Annotated in this window: 18 protein-coding genes; 4 read left to right on the forward strand and 14 right to left on the reverse strand. The window is 63.6% G+C overall.

From position 1 onward, the window contains the following. The first annotated feature begins 113 nt into the window (after positions 1 to 113). The gene (locus EN993_RS02150) at positions 114 to 476 is read left to right on the forward strand and encodes a hypothetical protein (RefSeq protein WP_127262243.1); all 363 of its coding nucleotides are present in this window, start codon (positions 114 to 116) and stop codon (positions 474 to 476) included. Here EN993_RS02150 and EN993_RS02155 read toward each other — a convergent pair. The 9 genes from EN993_RS02155 to rplS form a co-directional block, all read right to left on the reverse strand. After that, entirely contained in the window at positions 460 to 1668 is a 1209-nt protein-coding gene (locus EN993_RS02155) for a GGDEF domain-containing protein (protein ID WP_127262244.1), read from the reverse strand. The genes EN993_RS02150 and EN993_RS02155 overlap by 17 nt on opposite strands. Positions 1669 to 1744: 76 nt before the next feature. Continuing rightward, entirely contained in the window at positions 1745 to 2941 is a 1197-nt protein-coding gene (locus EN993_RS02160; RefSeq protein ID WP_109663848.1) for a GGDEF domain-containing protein, read from the reverse strand. 161 nt (positions 2942 to 3102) lie between these two features. Further along, positions 3103 to 4512 (reverse strand): 3-isopropylmalate dehydratase large subunit, encoded by a 1410-nt coding sequence (gene leuC / locus EN993_RS02165; RefSeq protein ID WP_109663845.1) that lies wholly within the window; start codon positions 4510 to 4512, stop codon positions 3103 to 3105. Between the two features lie 360 nt (positions 4513 to 4872). Then, on the reverse strand, positions 4873 to 5508 hold the full coding sequence (locus tag EN993_RS02175) for a class I SAM-dependent methyltransferase (RefSeq protein WP_127262245.1): 636 nt from the start codon (positions 5506 to 5508) through the stop codon (positions 4873 to 4875). 54 nt (positions 5509 to 5562) lie between these two features. Next, a complete protein-coding gene (locus tag EN993_RS02180) occupies positions 5563 to 6372 on the reverse strand; it encodes an amino acid ABC transporter permease (protein ID WP_109663838.1) in 810 nt (269 codons plus the stop codon). A 92-nt stretch (positions 6373 to 6464) separates the two neighbouring features. Next, entirely contained in the window at positions 6465 to 7262 is a 798-nt protein-coding gene (locus tag EN993_RS02185) for a transporter substrate-binding domain-containing protein (RefSeq protein WP_126066893.1), read from the reverse strand. Between the two features lie 175 nt (positions 7263 to 7437). Beyond that, positions 7438 to 7938, reverse strand: coding sequence for a MarR family transcriptional regulator (locus tag EN993_RS02190; protein ID WP_127262246.1), 501 nt, complete (start codon positions 7936 to 7938; stop codon positions 7438 to 7440). Next, positions 7935 to 8369 carry an organic hydroperoxide resistance protein gene (locus EN993_RS02195; RefSeq protein WP_127262247.1) on the reverse strand — a complete coding sequence of 145 codons (435 nt, stop codon included), beginning with the start codon at positions 8367 to 8369 and terminating at the stop codon, positions 7935 to 7937. Before EN993_RS02195 ends, EN993_RS02190 begins: the two co-directional genes overlap by 4 nt. 138 nt (positions 8370 to 8507) lie before the next feature. Next, positions 8508 to 9038, reverse strand: coding sequence for a 50S ribosomal protein L19 (gene rplS, locus EN993_RS02200; RefSeq protein WP_127262248.1), 531 nt, complete (start codon positions 9036 to 9038; stop codon positions 8508 to 8510). A gap of 328 nt (positions 9039 to 9366) precedes the next feature. Here rplS and EN993_RS02210 point away from each other — a divergent pair, with 328 nt between their 5' ends. Further along, complete coding sequence (locus tag EN993_RS02210) at positions 9367 to 10119, forward strand: sulfite exporter TauE/SafE family protein (protein WP_109663824.1); 753 nt, start codon at positions 9367 to 9369, stop codon at positions 10117 to 10119. Here the strand turns inward: EN993_RS02210 and trmD are convergent. Continuing rightward, the gene (trmD, locus tag EN993_RS02215; protein WP_127262249.1) at positions 10101 to 10802 is read right to left on the reverse strand and encodes a tRNA (guanosine(37)-N1)-methyltransferase TrmD; all 702 of its coding nucleotides are present in this window, start codon (positions 10800 to 10802) and stop codon (positions 10101 to 10103) included. The two genes, EN993_RS02210 and trmD, sit on opposite strands and share 19 nt — an antisense overlap. Continuing rightward, on the reverse strand, positions 10799 to 11398 hold the full coding sequence (rimM, locus tag EN993_RS02220) for a ribosome maturation factor RimM (RefSeq protein ID WP_127262250.1): 600 nt from the start codon (positions 11396 to 11398) through the stop codon (positions 10799 to 10801). Before rimM ends, trmD begins: the two co-directional genes overlap by 4 nt. Before the next feature lie 129 nt (positions 11399 to 11527). On the opposite strand from rimM, the gene EN993_RS02225 reads away from it, so the two are divergent. Together EN993_RS02225 and EN993_RS02230 are read left to right on the forward strand one after the other, a co-directional pair. After that, complete coding sequence (locus tag EN993_RS02225; RefSeq protein WP_109663815.1) at positions 11528 to 12466, forward strand: tyrosine recombinase XerC; 939 nt, start codon at positions 11528 to 11530, stop codon at positions 12464 to 12466. Between the two features lie 61 nt (positions 12467 to 12527). Further along, on the forward strand, positions 12528 to 13598 hold the full coding sequence (locus EN993_RS02230; RefSeq protein WP_127262251.1) for a TraB/GumN family protein: 1071 nt from the start codon (positions 12528 to 12530) through the stop codon (positions 13596 to 13598). A gap of 2 nt (positions 13599 to 13600) precedes the next feature. Here EN993_RS02230 and EN993_RS02235 read toward each other — a convergent pair whose 3' ends face one another. The 3 genes from EN993_RS02235 to lpdA all read right to left on the reverse strand — a co-directional run bounded on the left by EN993_RS02235 (position 13601) and on the right by lpdA (position 16153). Beyond that, the gene (locus tag EN993_RS02235) at positions 13601 to 14077 is read right to left on the reverse strand and encodes a DUF2867 domain-containing protein (protein WP_164757515.1); all 477 of its coding nucleotides are present in this window, start codon (positions 14075 to 14077) and stop codon (positions 13601 to 13603) included. A gap of 300 nt (positions 14078 to 14377) precedes the next feature. Then, on the reverse strand, positions 14378 to 14683 hold the full coding sequence (locus EN993_RS36915; protein ID WP_164757513.1) for a hypothetical protein: 306 nt from the start codon (positions 14681 to 14683) through the stop codon (positions 14378 to 14380). Between the two features lie 39 nt (positions 14684 to 14722). After that, entirely contained in the window at positions 14723 to 16153 is a 1431-nt protein-coding gene (gene lpdA / locus EN993_RS02245) for a dihydrolipoyl dehydrogenase (RefSeq protein WP_127262259.1), read from the reverse strand. Positions 16154 to 16206: the final 53 nt, after the last annotated feature.

Raw genomic sequence — 16206 nt, forward strand, 5'->3', positions numbered from 1 at the left:
TATTAACCATGTTTACCGAGACATCGCCGCGAAACGCGTCAGCCTCTTAACAAAGGTTAAGAAAGGGTTAATTTCTGATTCGAGGAAGCTTTCCTCAAGACACGGAGGACGCCATGCGTTCGAATTCGGGCAGATCGCGCCTTGCGGCGCTCATAATGGCGGCCTCGGTCGTCGGCCTTGCAGCGCCAGCGCTCGCCGGCGCGCGGCATCAGGATCGCGTCTACGCCGATTCCTTCGGCAATCTCGTCATCGACAGCGCCGCCGGCTACAAGCGCATCCTCGTCGGCGAAGGCAGGCTGGCCAAGCAATTGTCCGACTACACCAGCGCCGGCCAGCCCAAGGTGATCTACGAGAACGAAGCCGACGAAATATCAGGCTACAGCGATTGCTACCGGCCGCCGGTGCTGGTGAAGGGCCGCTCCTATATGTACGGCCTCTCCGACGGCGAGATGCCCGAACTCAGCCCCTGCCGCTAGCTCCCATTCCGGCTGACGACCAGTTGCCGGCCGGCCCGGCGGAGACGCGCACGCAATCGCGCCCGGCATTCTTGGCCTGATAGAGCGCCTGGTCGGCGCGCCGCATCAGATCGGCAAAGTCTTCGCTCGGATGAAGTTCGGCGACACCGAAGCTCGCGGTGCAGCGGTTGTCCGCCGGCAACCCGTCGATGGGCAGCGCGCCGAAAGCGCTGCGCGTGCCCTCGGCGAACAGCCGCGCGGCGGCAAGGTTGGTTCCCGGCAGGATGATGGCGAACTCCTCGCCGCCGATGCGGCCGGCGACATAATGCCCGGCGGCGGCTTCGCGCAGGAAGCCTGCGAAAGTCTCGATCACCCGGTCGCCGGACGCATGGCCGAAACTGTCGTTGACGCTCTTGAAATGATCGAGATCGGCGATGACCAGCGCGACCGGCACGCCTTGCCGCATCGCGCCCAGCACCGCCAGCTCCGCATGGCGGGTGAAGCCGCCGCGGTTGAGCAGGCGCGAAAGCGTGTCCGTCTCCGATTTCGACGTCACTTCGGCGAGCACGTCGCGAACCAGGATGGCCAGCATCAGCAGCGCCAGCGCCAGCGCAAAGACAGTGCCGAGCGATTGCGACACCAGCGCGTAGTTGCTTTGCAGATAGGCCTGCGGATTGGCGCCCCAGCCGCCAAGCGCATGCGCGATGAACGGCTTGGAGGCAAACTGCAGGCCGCTGGCCGCCAGAACGGCCATCAATATGCGATCGAGACGGGCGGGCCTTTGCCTCGATGACCAGACGATGGCCAGCCCGATGAATTGCATGACCGCATAGGGAAGCTGGTAGGCCATCATGCGGACCAGCGACTGGCGCTGCAGGTCTTGCACGAAATACACAGCTATGGTGGTGGCGACGAGGAACAACAGCATCGGCTTCCAGGGCGGCGCCACGCCGTATTTGCGGGCAAGCCCGCCATTGAACGCAATGGTGGCGCAAAGGAAGACCGCGAAGGCGGCAACGACCGGGAGCCGCGCGTCACTGAAAGCGGGAATGCTGAATTCGATGGCCGAATAGGCCATGCCCAGCAGATAGCCAAATGCCAGCCAGCGCGCCGGTGCGCGGCCGACATCATGGAAGGCGACCGCCATGAAGGACGCCGCCAGCAGGCCGGCTACCGACAAATTGATCAACAGGATGAAGTTGGCGCCGCTCATGTTCTTCCCGCACCCGCGCCAACAGCTAAGCATCGACGGGCGAAGAAGACGTTAACGCCGGCACGGCACGGCCGGATCAGCCCACCTTGAGCGGCTCCGGCACGAACGCCGTCTCCGGCCGCTCATAGGACAGGCGCACACTGTCGCGGCCGTTCTTCTTGGCCTTGTAGAGCGCGTCGTCGGCACGGCGCATCAGCGGCTCCAAAGCCTCGTCGCCGCTGCGGGCCGCCACGCCGAAGCTGGCTGTCACCTTCGTCCCGGCGGGGAGCCCGTCGACGTGGCCGGCCGAATAGAGCGTGCGCACCGCCTCGGCGAACAGCCGCGCGGCGGCGAGGTCGCTGAGCGGCAGCAGCACGGCGAATTCCTCGCCGCCGATACGCCCGGCAACACCGCGCGTGCCCGCCGCCGACCGAAGCTTGGCGGCGAAGTCGGCGATCACGCGATCGCCCGCCGCATGCCCGTGCACATCGTTGAGCGCCTTGAAATGATCGAGGTCGGCCAGCACCAGCGCGACCGGGAACCGGGCCGAGGCGCAGTGCCGCAGCAGCAGCATGCCTCGCTCCTCGAAGCCACGCCGGTTGAGCAGGCCCGACAGCGGATCGGTATAGGTTTCGGTCTTCAGCGCCTTCATCACGTCGAGGGCCGCGGCGGAGAACAGGCACAGTGCAATGAGCAGCGACAGCAGTGCATGCGATAGCAGCGCGGTCGTCCAATAGGACGAGCCATAGAACCCGTCATAGCCGGTGAAGGGCCCATGCGCGATGACGACGACAAGGGTGCGCACGAAGAAGTTGACGCCCGACAGCAGCGACAGCACGAACAGGATGTTTTCGGTCGGACCGTTGCGGCGCACCGGGCGCAGTTCGGCGGCGACCAGAAGGCTGATCCCGCCGAAAGCGAAATTCATCGCCAGAATGCGCCAGGTGAGATCCGGCGCGACGAACAGGAACCAGCATAGCGACGCCAGGCCGCCGCCTGCCAACACGCCGATCCCCACATAGGGCACCTTGCGGCCATAGCGGTGGACGATGGCGCTGGACAGGCAGCAGCCGGCGATGGTGAAGCAGATGTTCGACGCCAGCTTGGTCAGCGGCATGCCGATCGGCAAGGTGAAATACTGCAGCAGAAAGCCGACCGCCGAGAGACCGTAGCTGATCCCCAGCACGGCCAGATAGGGGCGGTGGCGTTGATAGGACCATAGCACGAGGAACGCGGCGCCGAGCGCCAACGCGATCGTCGGGTTGAGCAGCGCTATGAGCAGACCCGTGTCCAAACGACTGTAATTTCCCCACTTACGTCGGGGAAGACCTTAGAGCGCAAGCCCAAACAAGCGGTTAAGCGAAAGCGAACATGTCGACGAACTGGATGAAAAAGGCCCCGGAGCCGCAAAGCGGTCCGGGGCCTGGTCTGTGTTCGAAGCTGGGCGCTCCGGAGTTACTTCCACTCGCGGATGTCGACGAAGTGGCCGGCGATCGCCGCCGCCGCCGCCATCGCCGGCGACACCAGATGGGTGCGGCCCTTGAAACCCTGCCGGCCCTCGAAATTTCGGTTCGAGGTGGAGGCGCAGCGCTCATGCGGTTTCAGCCGGTCGTCATTCATGGCCAGGCACATCGAGCAGCCCGGCTCGCGCCAGTCAAAGCCGGCGGCGACGAAGATCTTGTCGAGGCCTTCGGCTTCCGCCTGTTCCTTGACCAGGCCAGAGCCCGGCACGATCATCGCATCGACATGCGGGCTGACCGTCTTGCCTTCGACCACTTTGGCGACGGCGCGCAGATCCTCGATGCGCCCATTGGTGCAGGAACCGATGAAGACGCGGTCGAGCGTGATGTCGGTGATCTTGGTCCCCGGCGTCAGACCCATATAGTCGAGCGCACGCTGCTTGGAGGTGCGCTTGTTCTCATCGGTGATGTCGTCCGGGTTCGGCACGATGCCTTGCACCGATACAACGTCCTCGGGCGACGAGCCCCAGGAGACGATCGGCGGCAGCTTGGCCGCGTCGAGCACGATCACCTTGTCGAAATGCGCGCCCTCGTCGGACTGCAGCGTCTTCCAATATTCGAGTGCCGCATCCCAGGCCGCGCCTTTCGGAGCGCGCGGCTTGTCCTTGACATAGGCGAAGGTCGTCTCGTCGGCTGCGATCAGGCCGGCGCGCGCGCCTCCTTCGATCGACATGTTGCAGATCGTCATGCGGCCTTCCATCGACAGCGCACGGATCGCCTCGCCGGCATATTCGATGACATAGCCGGTACCGCCGGCAGTGCCGATCTCGCCGATGATGGCCAGGATGATGTCCTTGGCGGTGACACCTTCCGGCAACTGGCCGTCGACACGCACCAGCATGTTCTTGGCCTTGCGCTGGATCAGCGTCTGCGTCGCCAGAACATGCTCGACCTCAGATGTGCCGATGCCATGCGCCAGCGCGCCGAAGGCGCCGTGGGTCGAGGTGTGGCTATCGCCGCAGACGATGGTCATGCCGGGCAGAGTAAAGCCCTGCTCCGGACCAATGATATGAACGATGCCCTGGCGGATATCGTTCTCGGAATAATATTCGACGCCGAAATCCTTGGCGTTTTTGGCCAGCGCCTCGACCTGGATGCGGCTTTCCTCGTTCTTGATGCCGAACTTGCGCTCGGGCGAGGTCGACACATTGTGATCGACCACGGCCAGCGTCTTTTCCGGATGCCGGACTTTTCTGCCGGTCATGCGCAGGCCTTCGAAGGCCTGCGGGCTGGTCACTTCATGGACGAGGTGGCGGTCGATGTAGAGCAGGCAGGTGCCGTCGTCCTGGCGGTCGACGACATGGTCGTCGAAAATCTTGTCGTAGAGGGTGCGCGGTGCGCTCATGTGCGTAAATCCGTCGATATGAGAATGGGAAAGAGCAGACGCCTGACTTTCGGCCCGGCGAAACGACCTGGATAGGTCGGCCTAGGTAAGTCGGCTGGTCAGCGCCCCGGACACGCGCGCGGAGAAGCGCGACGGCAGGCGTTTCCTGTCCTGCAGCACGAACCCCTTGTAGGCCGGATCGCCAAAAAGCTCTTCCATGGCGTGGCTCATACCAATGTTTTGGGTTTTCGGCAATTGCGGCGTTCAGCGCCGAGACGGTTGAGGGGTGTTGGAGTGCTGGCGGTGCCAAGCTGGAACACCCCTCATCCGACCTCGCTTCGCGGGGCCACCCTCTCCCGCAAGGGGAGAAGGGAAGTGGGGTCACAACACTTCAAACACAAAGGTCTTCACCAGCGCGTCAGGCTCGGCGATGGCGTAACACCTAAACCAAGAGCTTTCCTCGACCGGGCGCCATTTCCTCGCCTGCTCCAGTTCGTCGAACACTGCCTGGAAGCCGCCGCTTTCGAACACCTGGTCGCGCACGGTGAAGATGGCATGGCCGCCCTCGCGGGTGATGCGCACCAACTCGTGCAGGCCCGATGCCGGCGCATGGCTGATGGTGAACACGCCGGTCGAAAAGAAGGCGCGGAAATACCCGTCCGGCCATGGCAGCTTCCCGCCCAGCATCGCCTGTTTCAGCTCGCTGTAGGCATTGCGGCTGCCGGCGATCTTCAGCATGTCGTCGGAAAGGTCGAGCCCGGCAATGTCGCGGTAGCCGAGCGCCTTCAGCGACGGACCTGACAGGCCGGTGCCGCAGCCGGCATCGAGCAATGGTCCATCGCCCGCCGGCACATGCCGCGCTACCCAGGCGGTGATCAGGAACGGCAGGAGATAACCGAGCGAGGCGGTCTCGCTGTCATAGGTCGCGGCCCATGCGGCATAGGCCTCCGCCAGAGCTTCCGGCGTGTCGGCCGTATAGACGGAATCCAGCGCCGCATTGGCTTTGTCGACGATCATGGAACCTCCTCAACGAGAATGCTCAGGGATCGTAACGCTGTCTTCGCCGAAAAACTATTCCTCGTGCTGACGGCGCAACCGCCGTTCCAGCGCCCGCAGCGCCAGCGACAGGCCGACGGTCAGGATGAGATAGATATAGGCGACGATCGAATAGGTCTCGAAGAAGCGGAACGAACCGGCGGCATAGACCTTGCCCATCTGGGTGATGTCGGCGACGCCGAGCACCGAGACCAGCGAGGAATCCTTGACCAGTGCGACGAAATCATTGCCGAGCGGTGGCAGGATGGTGCGGATCGCTTGCGGGAATACGATCAGCCGGAAGCGTTGCGCCCGGCTCAGCCCGAGTGCCTTCGCCGCTTCGATCTGGCCCTTCTCCACCGCCTGGATGCCGGCCCGGAAAACCTCCGAGATGAAGGCCGAATAGCCGATGGTCAGCGCCATGATGGCGCGCCACAACAGCGACACGTCGCGCACCAGCAACTCGCCGAACAGGCCGGCGCTTTGCAGCGGCGCGGTCAGCGCGTTCCAGGCCGCGACGAAGGCCGGCGCACCGGCAAAGGCGATCCAGAACAACAGCACCAGGATCGGCACGCCGCGGATGATCTCGACATAGAAGCGAGCGATCTGCCGCAGCCAGCGCGAGCCGGACATTCCCATCAGCGCGATGCCGAGCCCAATGGCTGACGCCAGCACAAAGGCGATCACGGTAACGAAGATGGTGATGCCGATGCCCTTGGCGACCGTGGCGAAAACCTGGGCGTAGAGGTTGCTGGTGGCGACGAAGACGGCCACCGCGACCGCGATGGCTATGGCAACGACGAGCCACCAGGGGAAGTCGGCTTTGGAGGTGGAAGCGGGGGGCATCAATGCCCAACGCTGGTGAGCAGCTGCCTTCTTGTCAACCACCCCTGTTCATTGGCGTTTGCGATTAGCGGAACCCGTAGCGACAACAGGGCCTATTGCCCCATCTTGTAGTCAAGAAACCACTTCTTGTTGAGCGCATCGAGGGTGCCGTCGGCCTTGAGCGACGCGATCGCCGCGTTGACCGGCTTGACCAGATCCGAACCCTTCGGGAAGATAAAACCAAAATCCTCGGTGCCGAGCGGTCCGCCGATCAGCTTCAGCTTGCCTTCGGAGGCATCGACATAGCCCTTGCCGGCGGTGCCGTCGGTCAGCACGACATCGACGTCGCCGGACTTCAGCGCCTGCACCGTCGCGCCGAAGGTCTCGAACAGCTTGATGCGCGGGTTCTGCTCATTGCCGTCGAGCACGCTGTAGACGGCGGTGTAGAAGGGCGTCGTGCCGGCCTGCGCGCCGATCAGCCCATCCTTGAAGGCGCCGAAGGTCTTGGCGTCGGTGAAGCGGCTCTCGTCGCCGCGCACCAGCATGAACTGTTCCGAGCGCATATAGGGGTCGGAGAAATCGACCTTCTCCTTGCGGTCGTCCTTGATGGTGATACCCGTCATGCCGATGTTGTACTGGTTGTCGGAAACCGCCTGGATCATCGCATCCCAGGATGTGTTCTGGTACTCGACGGCAAAATTCAGCCGCTTGGCGATTTCGTTCATCGCATCATATTCCCAGCCGATCTGCTTGCCGGTCTTGGCATCGATGAACTGCAGCGGCGGATAGGCGTTTTCGGTGACCACCACCACCTTCTTGCCGCCGAGGTCGGGCAAAGCCTGCGCGAAGGCGGCAACGGGTGCCAGAACGAGGGCAAGCAGGCCTGCCAGCAGCAGTTTCGATTTGGTCATGACACACTCCCCGGAAATTGAAGGACCCAGACATGGCCGGGCTTGTAGGAAAATCCGGCGCCGACTTTAGCTTTCCGCAAGCGTCATGCAAGACGGTGCGCTGCGTCAGCGCACGTGAAAACGGATTCCGATGCCTGCAATCCCGGGATTCCAGGACGATCCTTGCGATCCGCCGTCAATCGCGGACCGGCGCCGCGGCGCTGGCTTCACGCAAACCGTCGATCAGTCGGGTCAAGGTATGATGCAGGGATTTCAGCTCGTCGCCATCGAGCGGCGAATGGCACCGCATCGCGGCAGACACCGCTTTCGCGCCCTCGCGCAGCGCCCGGCCCTGCTGTGTCGGTTCGACCAGCACCCGGCGTTCGTCGGCGGCATCGCGCCGGCGCGTGACTAGGCCATTGCCTTCCAGGCGCTTGAGCAATGGCGTCAGCGTTGCCGAATCGAGCCCCAGCGCATCGCCGAGTTCGCCGACGGTGCGCGGTGCATGCTCCCACAGCGCCAGCATGGTCAGATATTGCGGATAGGTCAGGCCGAGCGGCTCGAGCAGCGGCCGGTAGAGCCGCGTCATCAGCCCGCTTGCCGAATAGAGCGCGAAGCACAGATGCTGGTCGAGCTTCGGTATCCCGGCGAAATCCGCCGGGACATCGATGACATCGCTTGTCTGCTTCGTGGTCATGCTGCCTTTGCCGGAAGTGCCCTGGCCGAAAGCGCCACTTCAAGGTTGCCTTTGATGGCGTTGGAATAGGGGCAAATCTGGTGCGCCGCCGATACAAGCGCTTCCGTCGCCGCCTGATCAAGACCTTTCGTTTCCGCCGCCAGGGAAACGCCAAGCACAAATCCGCCCTGCGCATTGGTGTGCAGGCTGACATTGGCCGTCACCGAAGCATCCTGCAAGGGCAGCTTCTGCTTGCCGGCGATGAAGCGCATGGCGCTTTCGAAACAGGCGGCATAGCCGGCGGCGAACAGTTGCTCGGGATTGGTCGCGCCGCCCTTGCCGCCCAGTTCCTTCGGCATGGCAAGGTCGAGGCTGAGCAGGCCATCGTCACTCTGGACATGGCCGGCGCGGCCTCCGACGGCGCGGGCTTGGGTGGAATACAATGCAGACATTTCGCTTCTCCATTTAAATCGTGCACGATTGTTTAGTACACGATATAAATTGAGTCAATTGCGGATTTCCTGCCAAACCCTTCCGGAAACGAAAAAAGGCGGCCGAAGCCGCCTTTTTGAACATGCTCGTCGAAAACCTTATTCGGCAGTGGCTGCTTCCGCTGCCTTGGCGGCTTCGGCTGCCTCGGCGGCGTCCTGGGCGGCCTTCTCGACGGCCAGAGCCTCGGCGGCTGCCACCTTCTCGGCCTCGATGCGGGCCTTCTCGGCGTTCAGCGCATCGCGCTCCTCATCGTTCAGCTTGCGGGCGCGCACGCCGGTGTTTTCCGAGATACGGGCCGACTTGCCGCGACGATCGCGCAGATAATAGAGCTTGGCGCGACGCACCTTGCCACGGCGAACGATCTCGACGCCTTCGACCATCGGCGAGTAGACCGGGAACACGCGCTCGACGCCTTCGCCGTAGGAGATCTTGCGAACGGTGAAGTTCTCCTGGAAGCCGGCGCCGGCGCGGGCTATGACGACGCCTTCATAAGCCTGGACGCGGGTGCGGGTGCCTTCGGTCACGCGGACCAGAACGCGCACGGTGTCGCCGGGCTGGAATTCGGGAAGCTTGCGCTTGGCTTCGATCTTGGCGGCCTGTTCGGCCTCGAGCTGACGGAGAATATCCATCTCAAAAGTCCACTTCTTGTTCTTCCGACAGTCAGAGCGTCCGACACTCGCCTTGCAGTTCCAATGACCGCTCGGCTATGCCCTCTGTCTCCAAGACATTTGTCTTTGAAACATCGGGCAGGGGCGACTACACCGTCATTGTTGACGGGTCCGGCAGATTCTTTCTGGCCGGTACGGGCGGGCACATACAGCTATTTCGCCGCTTTGTCACGCCTTGGCCGCGCATTTTCTGCTTGCATGGCACCATCGTAATCTTGCCGTGCCGGGTTGCGCCGCTCGTTCAGGCTTCCTAAGCCTGAAATAGCACAGTTTTGAGCGGCCGCATTCCATGTCTGTCTTCGACGCAATCCTGCTTTTTCTGGCGGGCTTTCTGTCAGGCGCCGCCAATGCGGTCGCCGGTGGCGGCACCTTCATCACCTTCGGCGCCATGACACTGGTCGGCCTGCCGCCGATCGTCGCCAACGCCACCTCCTCCGTGACACAGTTTCCAGGCTACATCACCTCGACCCTCGCCTACTCGGCCGACATCAGGCATTTCTGGCGCGGCGCGCTGCTGCTGTGCCTGATCTCGGCGGTGGGCGCGCTGGCCGGCGCGCTAATCCTGCTGGCGCTCGACAATCCCTCGTTTCGCGCCCTGGTGCCGTGGCTGCTGTTGGGCGCAACCGCATTGTTTGCAGCCGGACCCTGGCTGAAGCCGGCGCCAAAACCCGGCCATGAAGCGGCGGTGGGTTCGCTGGCCGGTTCGCTGGCGCAGTTCGTCACCGCCATCTATGGCGGCTTCTTCGGAGCCGGCATGGGCGTGATGATGCTGGCGACGCTCGGCCTGACGCAAGCCGGCGACTACCACCGGCTGAACGCTTTGAAGAACATGCTGGCCATGGTCATCGCCGCTGTCGCGATCGTCGTCTTCGTCTCGGGTGGCGTCGTCGCCTGGCCGCAGGCGATCATCATGATCCCAGGCGGCGCGCTGGGCGGCTATGCCGGCGTCTGGATCGCCAAGCGCGTGCCACAGAACGCGGTGCGCGGCTTTGTCGTCGCCGTCGGCCTGTTCCTCGCCTTCTACTATTTTGCCAAGGGGTGAGCAGCGGCAAGCAGGTCCGGACGCCTCTCGGCTGTCAGTCTCTCTGACTCCGCGCGCCGCCAGGCAGCGATCTTCTTGTGATTGCCGGAAATCAGCACTTCGGGAATCTCGCGCCCCTCGAATTCCTGCGGCCTTGTGTAGTGCGGATGTTCGAGCAGCCCATTCTCGAAACTCTCTTCTTCGCCCGATACAGCGTTGCCCATCACGCCGGGCAACAGCCGCACCACCGCATCGAGCAGCACAAGCGCTGCCGGCTCACCACCCGAGAGGATGAAATCGCCGATCGAGACTTCCTCTAATCCCCGCGCGTCGATCAGCCGCTGGTCGACGCCTTCGAAGCGGCCGCACAGGATGACTGCGCCCGGTCCGGCGGCCAGTTCGCGCACGCGCGCCTGGGTCAGCGGTTTGCCGCGCGGGCTCATCAGCAGCCGAGGCCGCACATCGCCATCCGGCGAAGCTTGATCGATCGCCCTGGCCAGAACATCGGCGCGCATCACCATGCCGGCGCCGCCGCCGGCCGGCGTGTCGTCGACGGTGCGATGGCGGTCGGTGGCGAAGTCGCGGATCTGGATCGCCTCCAGCGACCACGTGCCGGCCTCGAGCGCCCGGCCGGCCAACGACAGGCCGAGCGCGCCGGGAAACATCTCGGGGTAAAGCGTCAGCACGCAAGCTGAAAAACTCACCGGTTGCCCCCGGCATCGCTCGGTCCGCGCGGCCTTCCCTTCGGATCGAAGTCTTCCTCGCGCGGGCCACCGCCATCCTCGTCGTCGACCAGCCCGGCCGCCGCCGGATCGACGCGGACGAAACCCTCGGCGATCGACACTTGTGGTACTGCGGCTTGCGTGAACGGGATCAGCACGCCCTTGCGCCCGCCCAATGTCACATCGAGAATGTCGCCACCGCCGAAATTGTGCACGGCGACGACCTTGCCGAGCGCGGCACCCGTGTCGTCCCGGACTTCGAGGCCGACGAGGTCGGCATGGTAGAATTCGTCTTCTTCGCCGTCGTCCGGCAGCATCGAACGGTCGACGAACAGCTCCGTGCCGGCCAGCGCCTCGGCCGCATTGCGGTCGGCAACGCCCTTGAAGCGGACCACGACGACGGTGTTGGCGGGCCTGATGTCGATGATCTGGAAGGCACGGCCGTCCCTGGAATAGAGCGGGCCGTAATCGGCCAGCGCCAGCGGTTCACCGGTGAAGGTCTTCACCCGCAATTCGCCCTTGATGCCGTGGGCGGCGCCGATCACGGCCATCTGGACAGGGTTCTGGGGCTTGCTCATGGCGCGACATCCTTTGGCTTTGCTCTAACGCTCCCCGATTGTCATTTCAATGACGCGCTCTTCACCGCTTCCTAACCCGGCTGCCGGAAAATGGCCGGGCATGCATGAAACAAGGGTCGAAAGCACGCCATGCAAGAATTCCTCATCCCGGCCAAACCCGATCTGCAGGCGGCACGCGAAAGCTGGCTGAAGATGCTCGCGCGAGAACGTCGGCTGTCCCCCGAGACGGTGGAAGCCTATGAGCGCGACACGCGCCAGTTCCTGCATTTCCTCACCGGCCATTGCGGCGGCTCGCCCGGCATTTCGGACATCGCCAATCTGCGCCCGGCCGATCTGCGCGGCTTCCTCGCCGCCCGCCGCAACGCCGGTGCCGGTGCCCGCACGCTCGGCCGCGGCCTGGCCGGCATCCGCTCGCTGCTGCGTTTCCTCGAACGGCGCGGCCTTGCCAATGCAGCGGGTGCGGCAGCACTTCGCGCGCCGCGCCAGCCCAAATCGCTGCCCAAGCCGCTGACGGCAAGCGATGCCAAGCATATCGTTTCCATCGAGGGCCAATTGGCGGAAGAACCCTGGATCGCTGCCCGCAACGCCGCCGTGCTGACGCTGCTCTACGGCTCCGGCCTGCGCATTTCCGAGGCACTCGGCCTCGCCGGCGCCGATCTAGCTTCGGCGGCCGACACCGTGCTGCGCGTTACCGGCAAGGGCGGCAAGACGCGGCTGGTGCCGGTGCTGCCGGTGGCGCTGCGGGCCATTGCTGAATATCGCCGGCTCTGCCCCTATCACCTCGACCCGAAAGGCCTATTGTTTCGCGGTGCGCGCGGCGGCCCGCTCAATCCGGCCATCGTCCAGCGCGACATGGCCAAACTGCGCTCGGCGCTCAACCTGCCCGATACCGCGACGCCGCATGCCTTGCGCCATTCCTTCGCTACGCATCTGCTCGGCCGCGGCGGCGATTTGCGCACCATCCAGGAGCTTCTCGGCCACGCCAGCCTGTCGACGACGCAGATCTACACCGGCGTCGACACCGCGAGGCTGCTCGAGATCTACGAATCAGCCCATCCAAGGGCATGAAGCCTTCAATTTCGCAGTGCAGGTTAACCGTTTTGCCGCTTTTCGGTCCTAAGAAAGGACCATGAAACGCGTCATTGCCATCGCCGACCGCGCAGCGTCCGTATCGCTGAAGCTGCTTGTTGCGCTCAACGTCCTGTTTTTCCTGTCTTTCCTCGCTGTCTTGCTGTTCGCGGCCGGCAGGGCTCATGCCGAAATCCCGACCTGCACCGGCGCAGACATGCTGTCGGCCCTGCAGAAGAACGATCCGGCGGCCTACCGCAAGATCGAGACGGAAGCAGCCGGGACGCCGAACGGCAAGGGCTTGTTGTGGAAGCTGGAAAAGCCGGGCGAAAAGCCGTCCTTCCTGTTCGGCACCATGCACATGACCGACCCGCGCGTCACCACCCTGCCGCCGGACGCGCAGAAAGCCTATGACGCCGCCGGCACCATCGTCATCGAAACCACCGACGTGCTCGACAAGCAGAAGATGATGGTCGCGATGCTTAAAGAGCCGGACCTGATGATGTTCACCGATAGCACGACGCTGGCATCGTTGCTGTCGCCGGACGATGCGGCGGCCATGAACACCGCACTCGACGCGCGCGGTATCCCACCGGCAAGCGTTGCCAAGATGAAGCCGTGGATGCTGTCGGCCATGATGGCACTGCCGGCCTGCGAACTCGCCCGCCAATCCGGCGGCGCACCGGTGCTCGACGTCAAGCTGGCGGAGGGAGCAAAGGCTGCCGGCAAGCCGGTGGAAGGATTGGAGACGGCTGAAAGCCAGCTGCGCGCCATGGCCTCGCTGCCACTAGCCTTTCACATGAAGGGCCTCGTCGACACGCTGAAGCTCGGCGACAAGGTCAACGACATCAACGAAACCATGATCGTGCTCTACCAGCGCGGCGACACCGGCATGTTCTGGCCGCTGTTTCGTGCCGCCATGCCAGAGGGGCAGGACGACCCCGCGGGCTATGCGGCGTTCGAGGAAACCATGATCACCAGCCGCAACAAGGTGATGGTCGAGCATGCCGGGCCGATCCTTGCCAGGGGCAATGCCTTCATGGCGGTCGGCGCCCTTCACCTTCCCGGTCCCGAAGGCCTGGTCGAGGATTTCCGCAAGGCCGGCTATACCGTCACGCCTGTCGGACTCTAGCTTTACTTGGACAGGATCTGGGCCAGCATCGCCGGAACGACGATCCGGTGAAACGGCATGATGATCGCGAGATAGGTGCGCCCGAGCCAATTATGCGTCTTGACGATCGTCGTTGCGGCCACTTCCTGCCGGCCCATGCCGAGATCCCTGACTTCGACCAGGACCCGGAAATCGAGATGCCAATCGTCGAGGCCAAGCACGACCTTGCCGGGAAGCTGGCTGAGGAGCGGAAATATCCCGATCTTTCCGTCCGGCAACACGGCAGGTTCCAGGCCCGTCTTCAGCCGGAATGGCCTGACGGCAAGATTGCGCAGTGCTATGAGCCTGCCGACCCAGCGCGGCGTTTGCCCCAAAGCCCGTTCGGCGGCGCCGAGAGCGGTCAATGAAAGACCTTCGGTGACCAGCAGATAGCGGTCGGCGAACTGGGCGCCGGCAAGAGCGTCGTGGGCGTTCGGGACAATCTGCGCTGTGGAATTCATCGCGGCAAAATCCTCTGAATCGACCATAGCAGGCACGGACTTGGCGCGCTGCGTGGCGAAACGACGCCATTCCGGTCGCGGAAAGGCAGGATTGCCCTTGTTTTTGGCGTTTTCCAACCCTAGCGTGAAACCAGTTCAATGATTGCGCGTTGAATGGTGTTGATTGATATTTTTCATCCACGGAGGACACTTTTATGGCGAACGCACCGAATCCAAACGACCCGTTCAATTCGTCCACCAACGCTCCACGGCCAAGTAGCGGCGGCGGCGGTAGTGGTTGGCTGATTGCACTGGTCGTCGTTATTCTGGCGGTTGTCGCGTATTATGTTTTCGGAAGAAGTGGTGAGCATCCGGCACCAGCCGAGCCGCCGGCGGCCAGCACACCGGCCCCCGCGCCCGCACCGGCAGAACCGATGAAGCCGGCCGAACCTGCGCCAGCACCTGCTCCGGCCCCGGCTCCGGCTCCGGCCCCTGCACCAGCGCCCGCACCGGCCCCAGCGCCTGCGCCGGCACCTGCACCGGCCAACTGATCGGCTCGATATCAAATACGAACGGCCCGCTGAAAGCGGGCCGTTTTGTTTTGGGCGATGTCGCTACGTTCGTCATCCTCGGCTTGACCCGAGGATGACGAAGCGTTGGTTGGCTTTAGATGTGGATTGGCTTGAAGAACGTCGCCAGCGCCGCCTCCTTGACCGCTTCCGACATCGTCGGATGCGCGTGGCAGGTGCGGGCGAGATCCTCGGACGAGCCGCCGAATTCCATCAGCACAGCTGCCTCGTGGATCATCTCGCCGGCGCCGAAGCCGACGATATGCACGCCGAGCACGCGGTCGCTCGTCTTGTCGGCGAGGATTTTCACAAAACCGTCGGTGTGCAGCATGGCGCGCGCCCGGCCATTGGCGCTGAACGGGAATTTTCCGACCTTGTAGTCGATGCCGGCCTTCTTCAGCTCTTCCTCGGTCTTGCCGACCGAGGCGATTTCCGGGCTGGTGTAGACGACGCTGGGAATGACGTCATAGTTCACATGGCCGGCCTGGCCAGCAATGGTTTCCGCCACCGCCACACCCTCGTCCTCGGCCTTGTGGGCCAGCATCGGCCCGGCGATGACATCGCCGATCGCATAGATGCCGGGAACGTTGGTCCTGAGATGGCCATCGGTCTTGACGCGGCCGCGCTCATCGACCTCGACGCCGGCTTCCTTGAGCCCGAGACTGTCGGCATAGGCGCGGCGGCCGGTGGCGATCAGCACGGCATCGGCCTCGATCGTCTCGGCGGCGCCGCCCTTGACCGGCTCGAAGGTGACGATGGCACCCTTCTTGGCCTTGGCGACGCCGGTGACCTTGGCGCCGAGCTTGAACTCGAAACCCTGTTTCGACAAAAGCCGCTGGAACTGCTTGGAGACCTCGCCGTCCATGCCGCCGAGGATGGTGTCGAGGAATTCGACCACCGTGACCTTGGCGCCGAGCCGCGCCCACACCGAGCCGAGCTCAAGGCCAATGACACCGCCGCCGACCACCACCAGATGGCCGGGCACCTTGTCCAGCGACAATGCACCGGTCGACGACACAATCACCTTCTCGTCTATGTCGACCTTGACGCCGGGAATGCCGGCGACATCCGAGCCGGTGGCGATGACGATGTTCTTGGTCTCGATTTCCTCGATCTTGCCGTCCTCGCCGGTCACCGAGACCTTGCCGGCGGCGATCACCTTGCCGGTGCCGCGAAAGCTGTCGATCTTGTTCTTCTTGAACAGGAAGGCGACGCCGTTGACGTTCGACGACACCGTCGCGTCCTTGTGCGCCATCATCTTCTTCAAGTTCAGCTTCGGCGCAGATATCTCGACGCCGAGCGTGTCGAAGGAATGGCCGGCCTCGGCGAACATCTCGGAGGCATAGAGCAATGCCTTGGACGGGATGCAGCCGATGTTCAGGCAGGTGCCGCCGAAGGTCGCGTTCTTCTCGACCACAGCAACCTTCAGCCCGAGCTGCGCTGCCTTGATGGCGCAGACATAACCGCCCGGTCCCGATCCGATGATAACAACGTCATAAGCCATGATACTGTCCTTCTGTTTGAGCATGATGCCGAAAAGTGTGACGCGGTTTTCGGATAACATCATGCTCGATCTGCTTG

It is taken from the genome of Mesorhizobium sp. M7D.F.Ca.US.004.01.2.1, from assembly GCF_003997785.1.
Lineage (GTDB): Bacteria > Pseudomonadota > Alphaproteobacteria > Rhizobiales > Rhizobiaceae > Mesorhizobium > Mesorhizobium loti.

Bases quoted from the DNA above. Each gene is read 5' to 3' on its own strand.
- EN993_RS02150 (WP_127262243.1), top strand. From the start codon at position 114: ATGCGTTCGAATTCGGGCAGATCGCGCCTTGCGGCGCTCATAATGGCG.
- EN993_RS02155 (WP_127262244.1), bottom strand. From the start codon at position 1,668: ATGAGCGGCGCCAACTTCATCCTGTTGATCAATTTGTCGGTAGCCGGC.
- leuC (WP_109663845.1), bottom strand. From the start codon at position 4,512: ATGAGCGCACCGCGCACCCTCTACGACAAGATTTTCGACGACCATGTC.
- EN993_RS02175 (WP_127262245.1), bottom strand. From the start codon at position 5,508: ATGATCGTCGACAAAGCCAATGCGGCGCTGGATTCCGTCTATACGGCC.
- EN993_RS02180 (WP_109663838.1), bottom strand. From the start codon at position 6,372: ATGCCCCCCGCTTCCACCTCCAAAGCCGACTTCCCCTGGTGGCTCGTC.
- EN993_RS02185 (WP_126066893.1), bottom strand. From the start codon at position 7,262: ATGACCAAATCGAAACTGCTGCTGGCAGGCCTGCTTGCCCTCGTTCTG.
- EN993_RS02190 (WP_127262246.1), bottom strand. From the start codon at position 7,938: ATGACCACGAAGCAGACAAGCGATGTCATCGATGTCCCGGCGGATTTC.
- EN993_RS02195 (WP_127262247.1), bottom strand. From the start codon at position 8,369: ATGTCTGCATTGTATTCCACCCAAGCCCGCGCCGTCGGAGGCCGCGCC.
- rplS (WP_127262248.1), bottom strand. From the start codon at position 9,038: ATGGATATTCTCCGTCAGCTCGAGGCCGAACAGGCCGCCAAGATCGAA.
- EN993_RS02210 (WP_109663824.1), top strand. From the start codon at position 9,367: ATGTCTGTCTTCGACGCAATCCTGCTTTTTCTGGCGGGCTTTCTGTCA.
- rimM (WP_127262250.1), bottom strand. From the start codon at position 11,398: ATGAGCAAGCCCCAGAACCCTGTCCAGATGGCCGTGATCGGCGCCGCC.
- EN993_RS02225 (WP_109663815.1), top strand. From the start codon at position 11,528: ATGCAAGAATTCCTCATCCCGGCCAAACCCGATCTGCAGGCGGCACGC.
- EN993_RS02230 (WP_127262251.1), top strand. From the start codon at position 12,528: ATGAAACGCGTCATTGCCATCGCCGACCGCGCAGCGTCCGTATCGCTG.
- EN993_RS02235 (WP_164757515.1), bottom strand. From the start codon at position 14,077: ATGAATTCCACAGCGCAGATTGTCCCGAACGCCCACGACGCTCTTGCC.
- EN993_RS36915 (WP_164757513.1), bottom strand. From the start codon at position 14,683: ATGACGAACGTAGCGACATCGCCCAAAACAAAACGGCCCGCTTTCAGC.
- lpdA (WP_127262259.1), bottom strand. From the start codon at position 16,153: ATGCTCAAACAGAAGGACAGTATCATGGCTTATGACGTTGTTATCATC.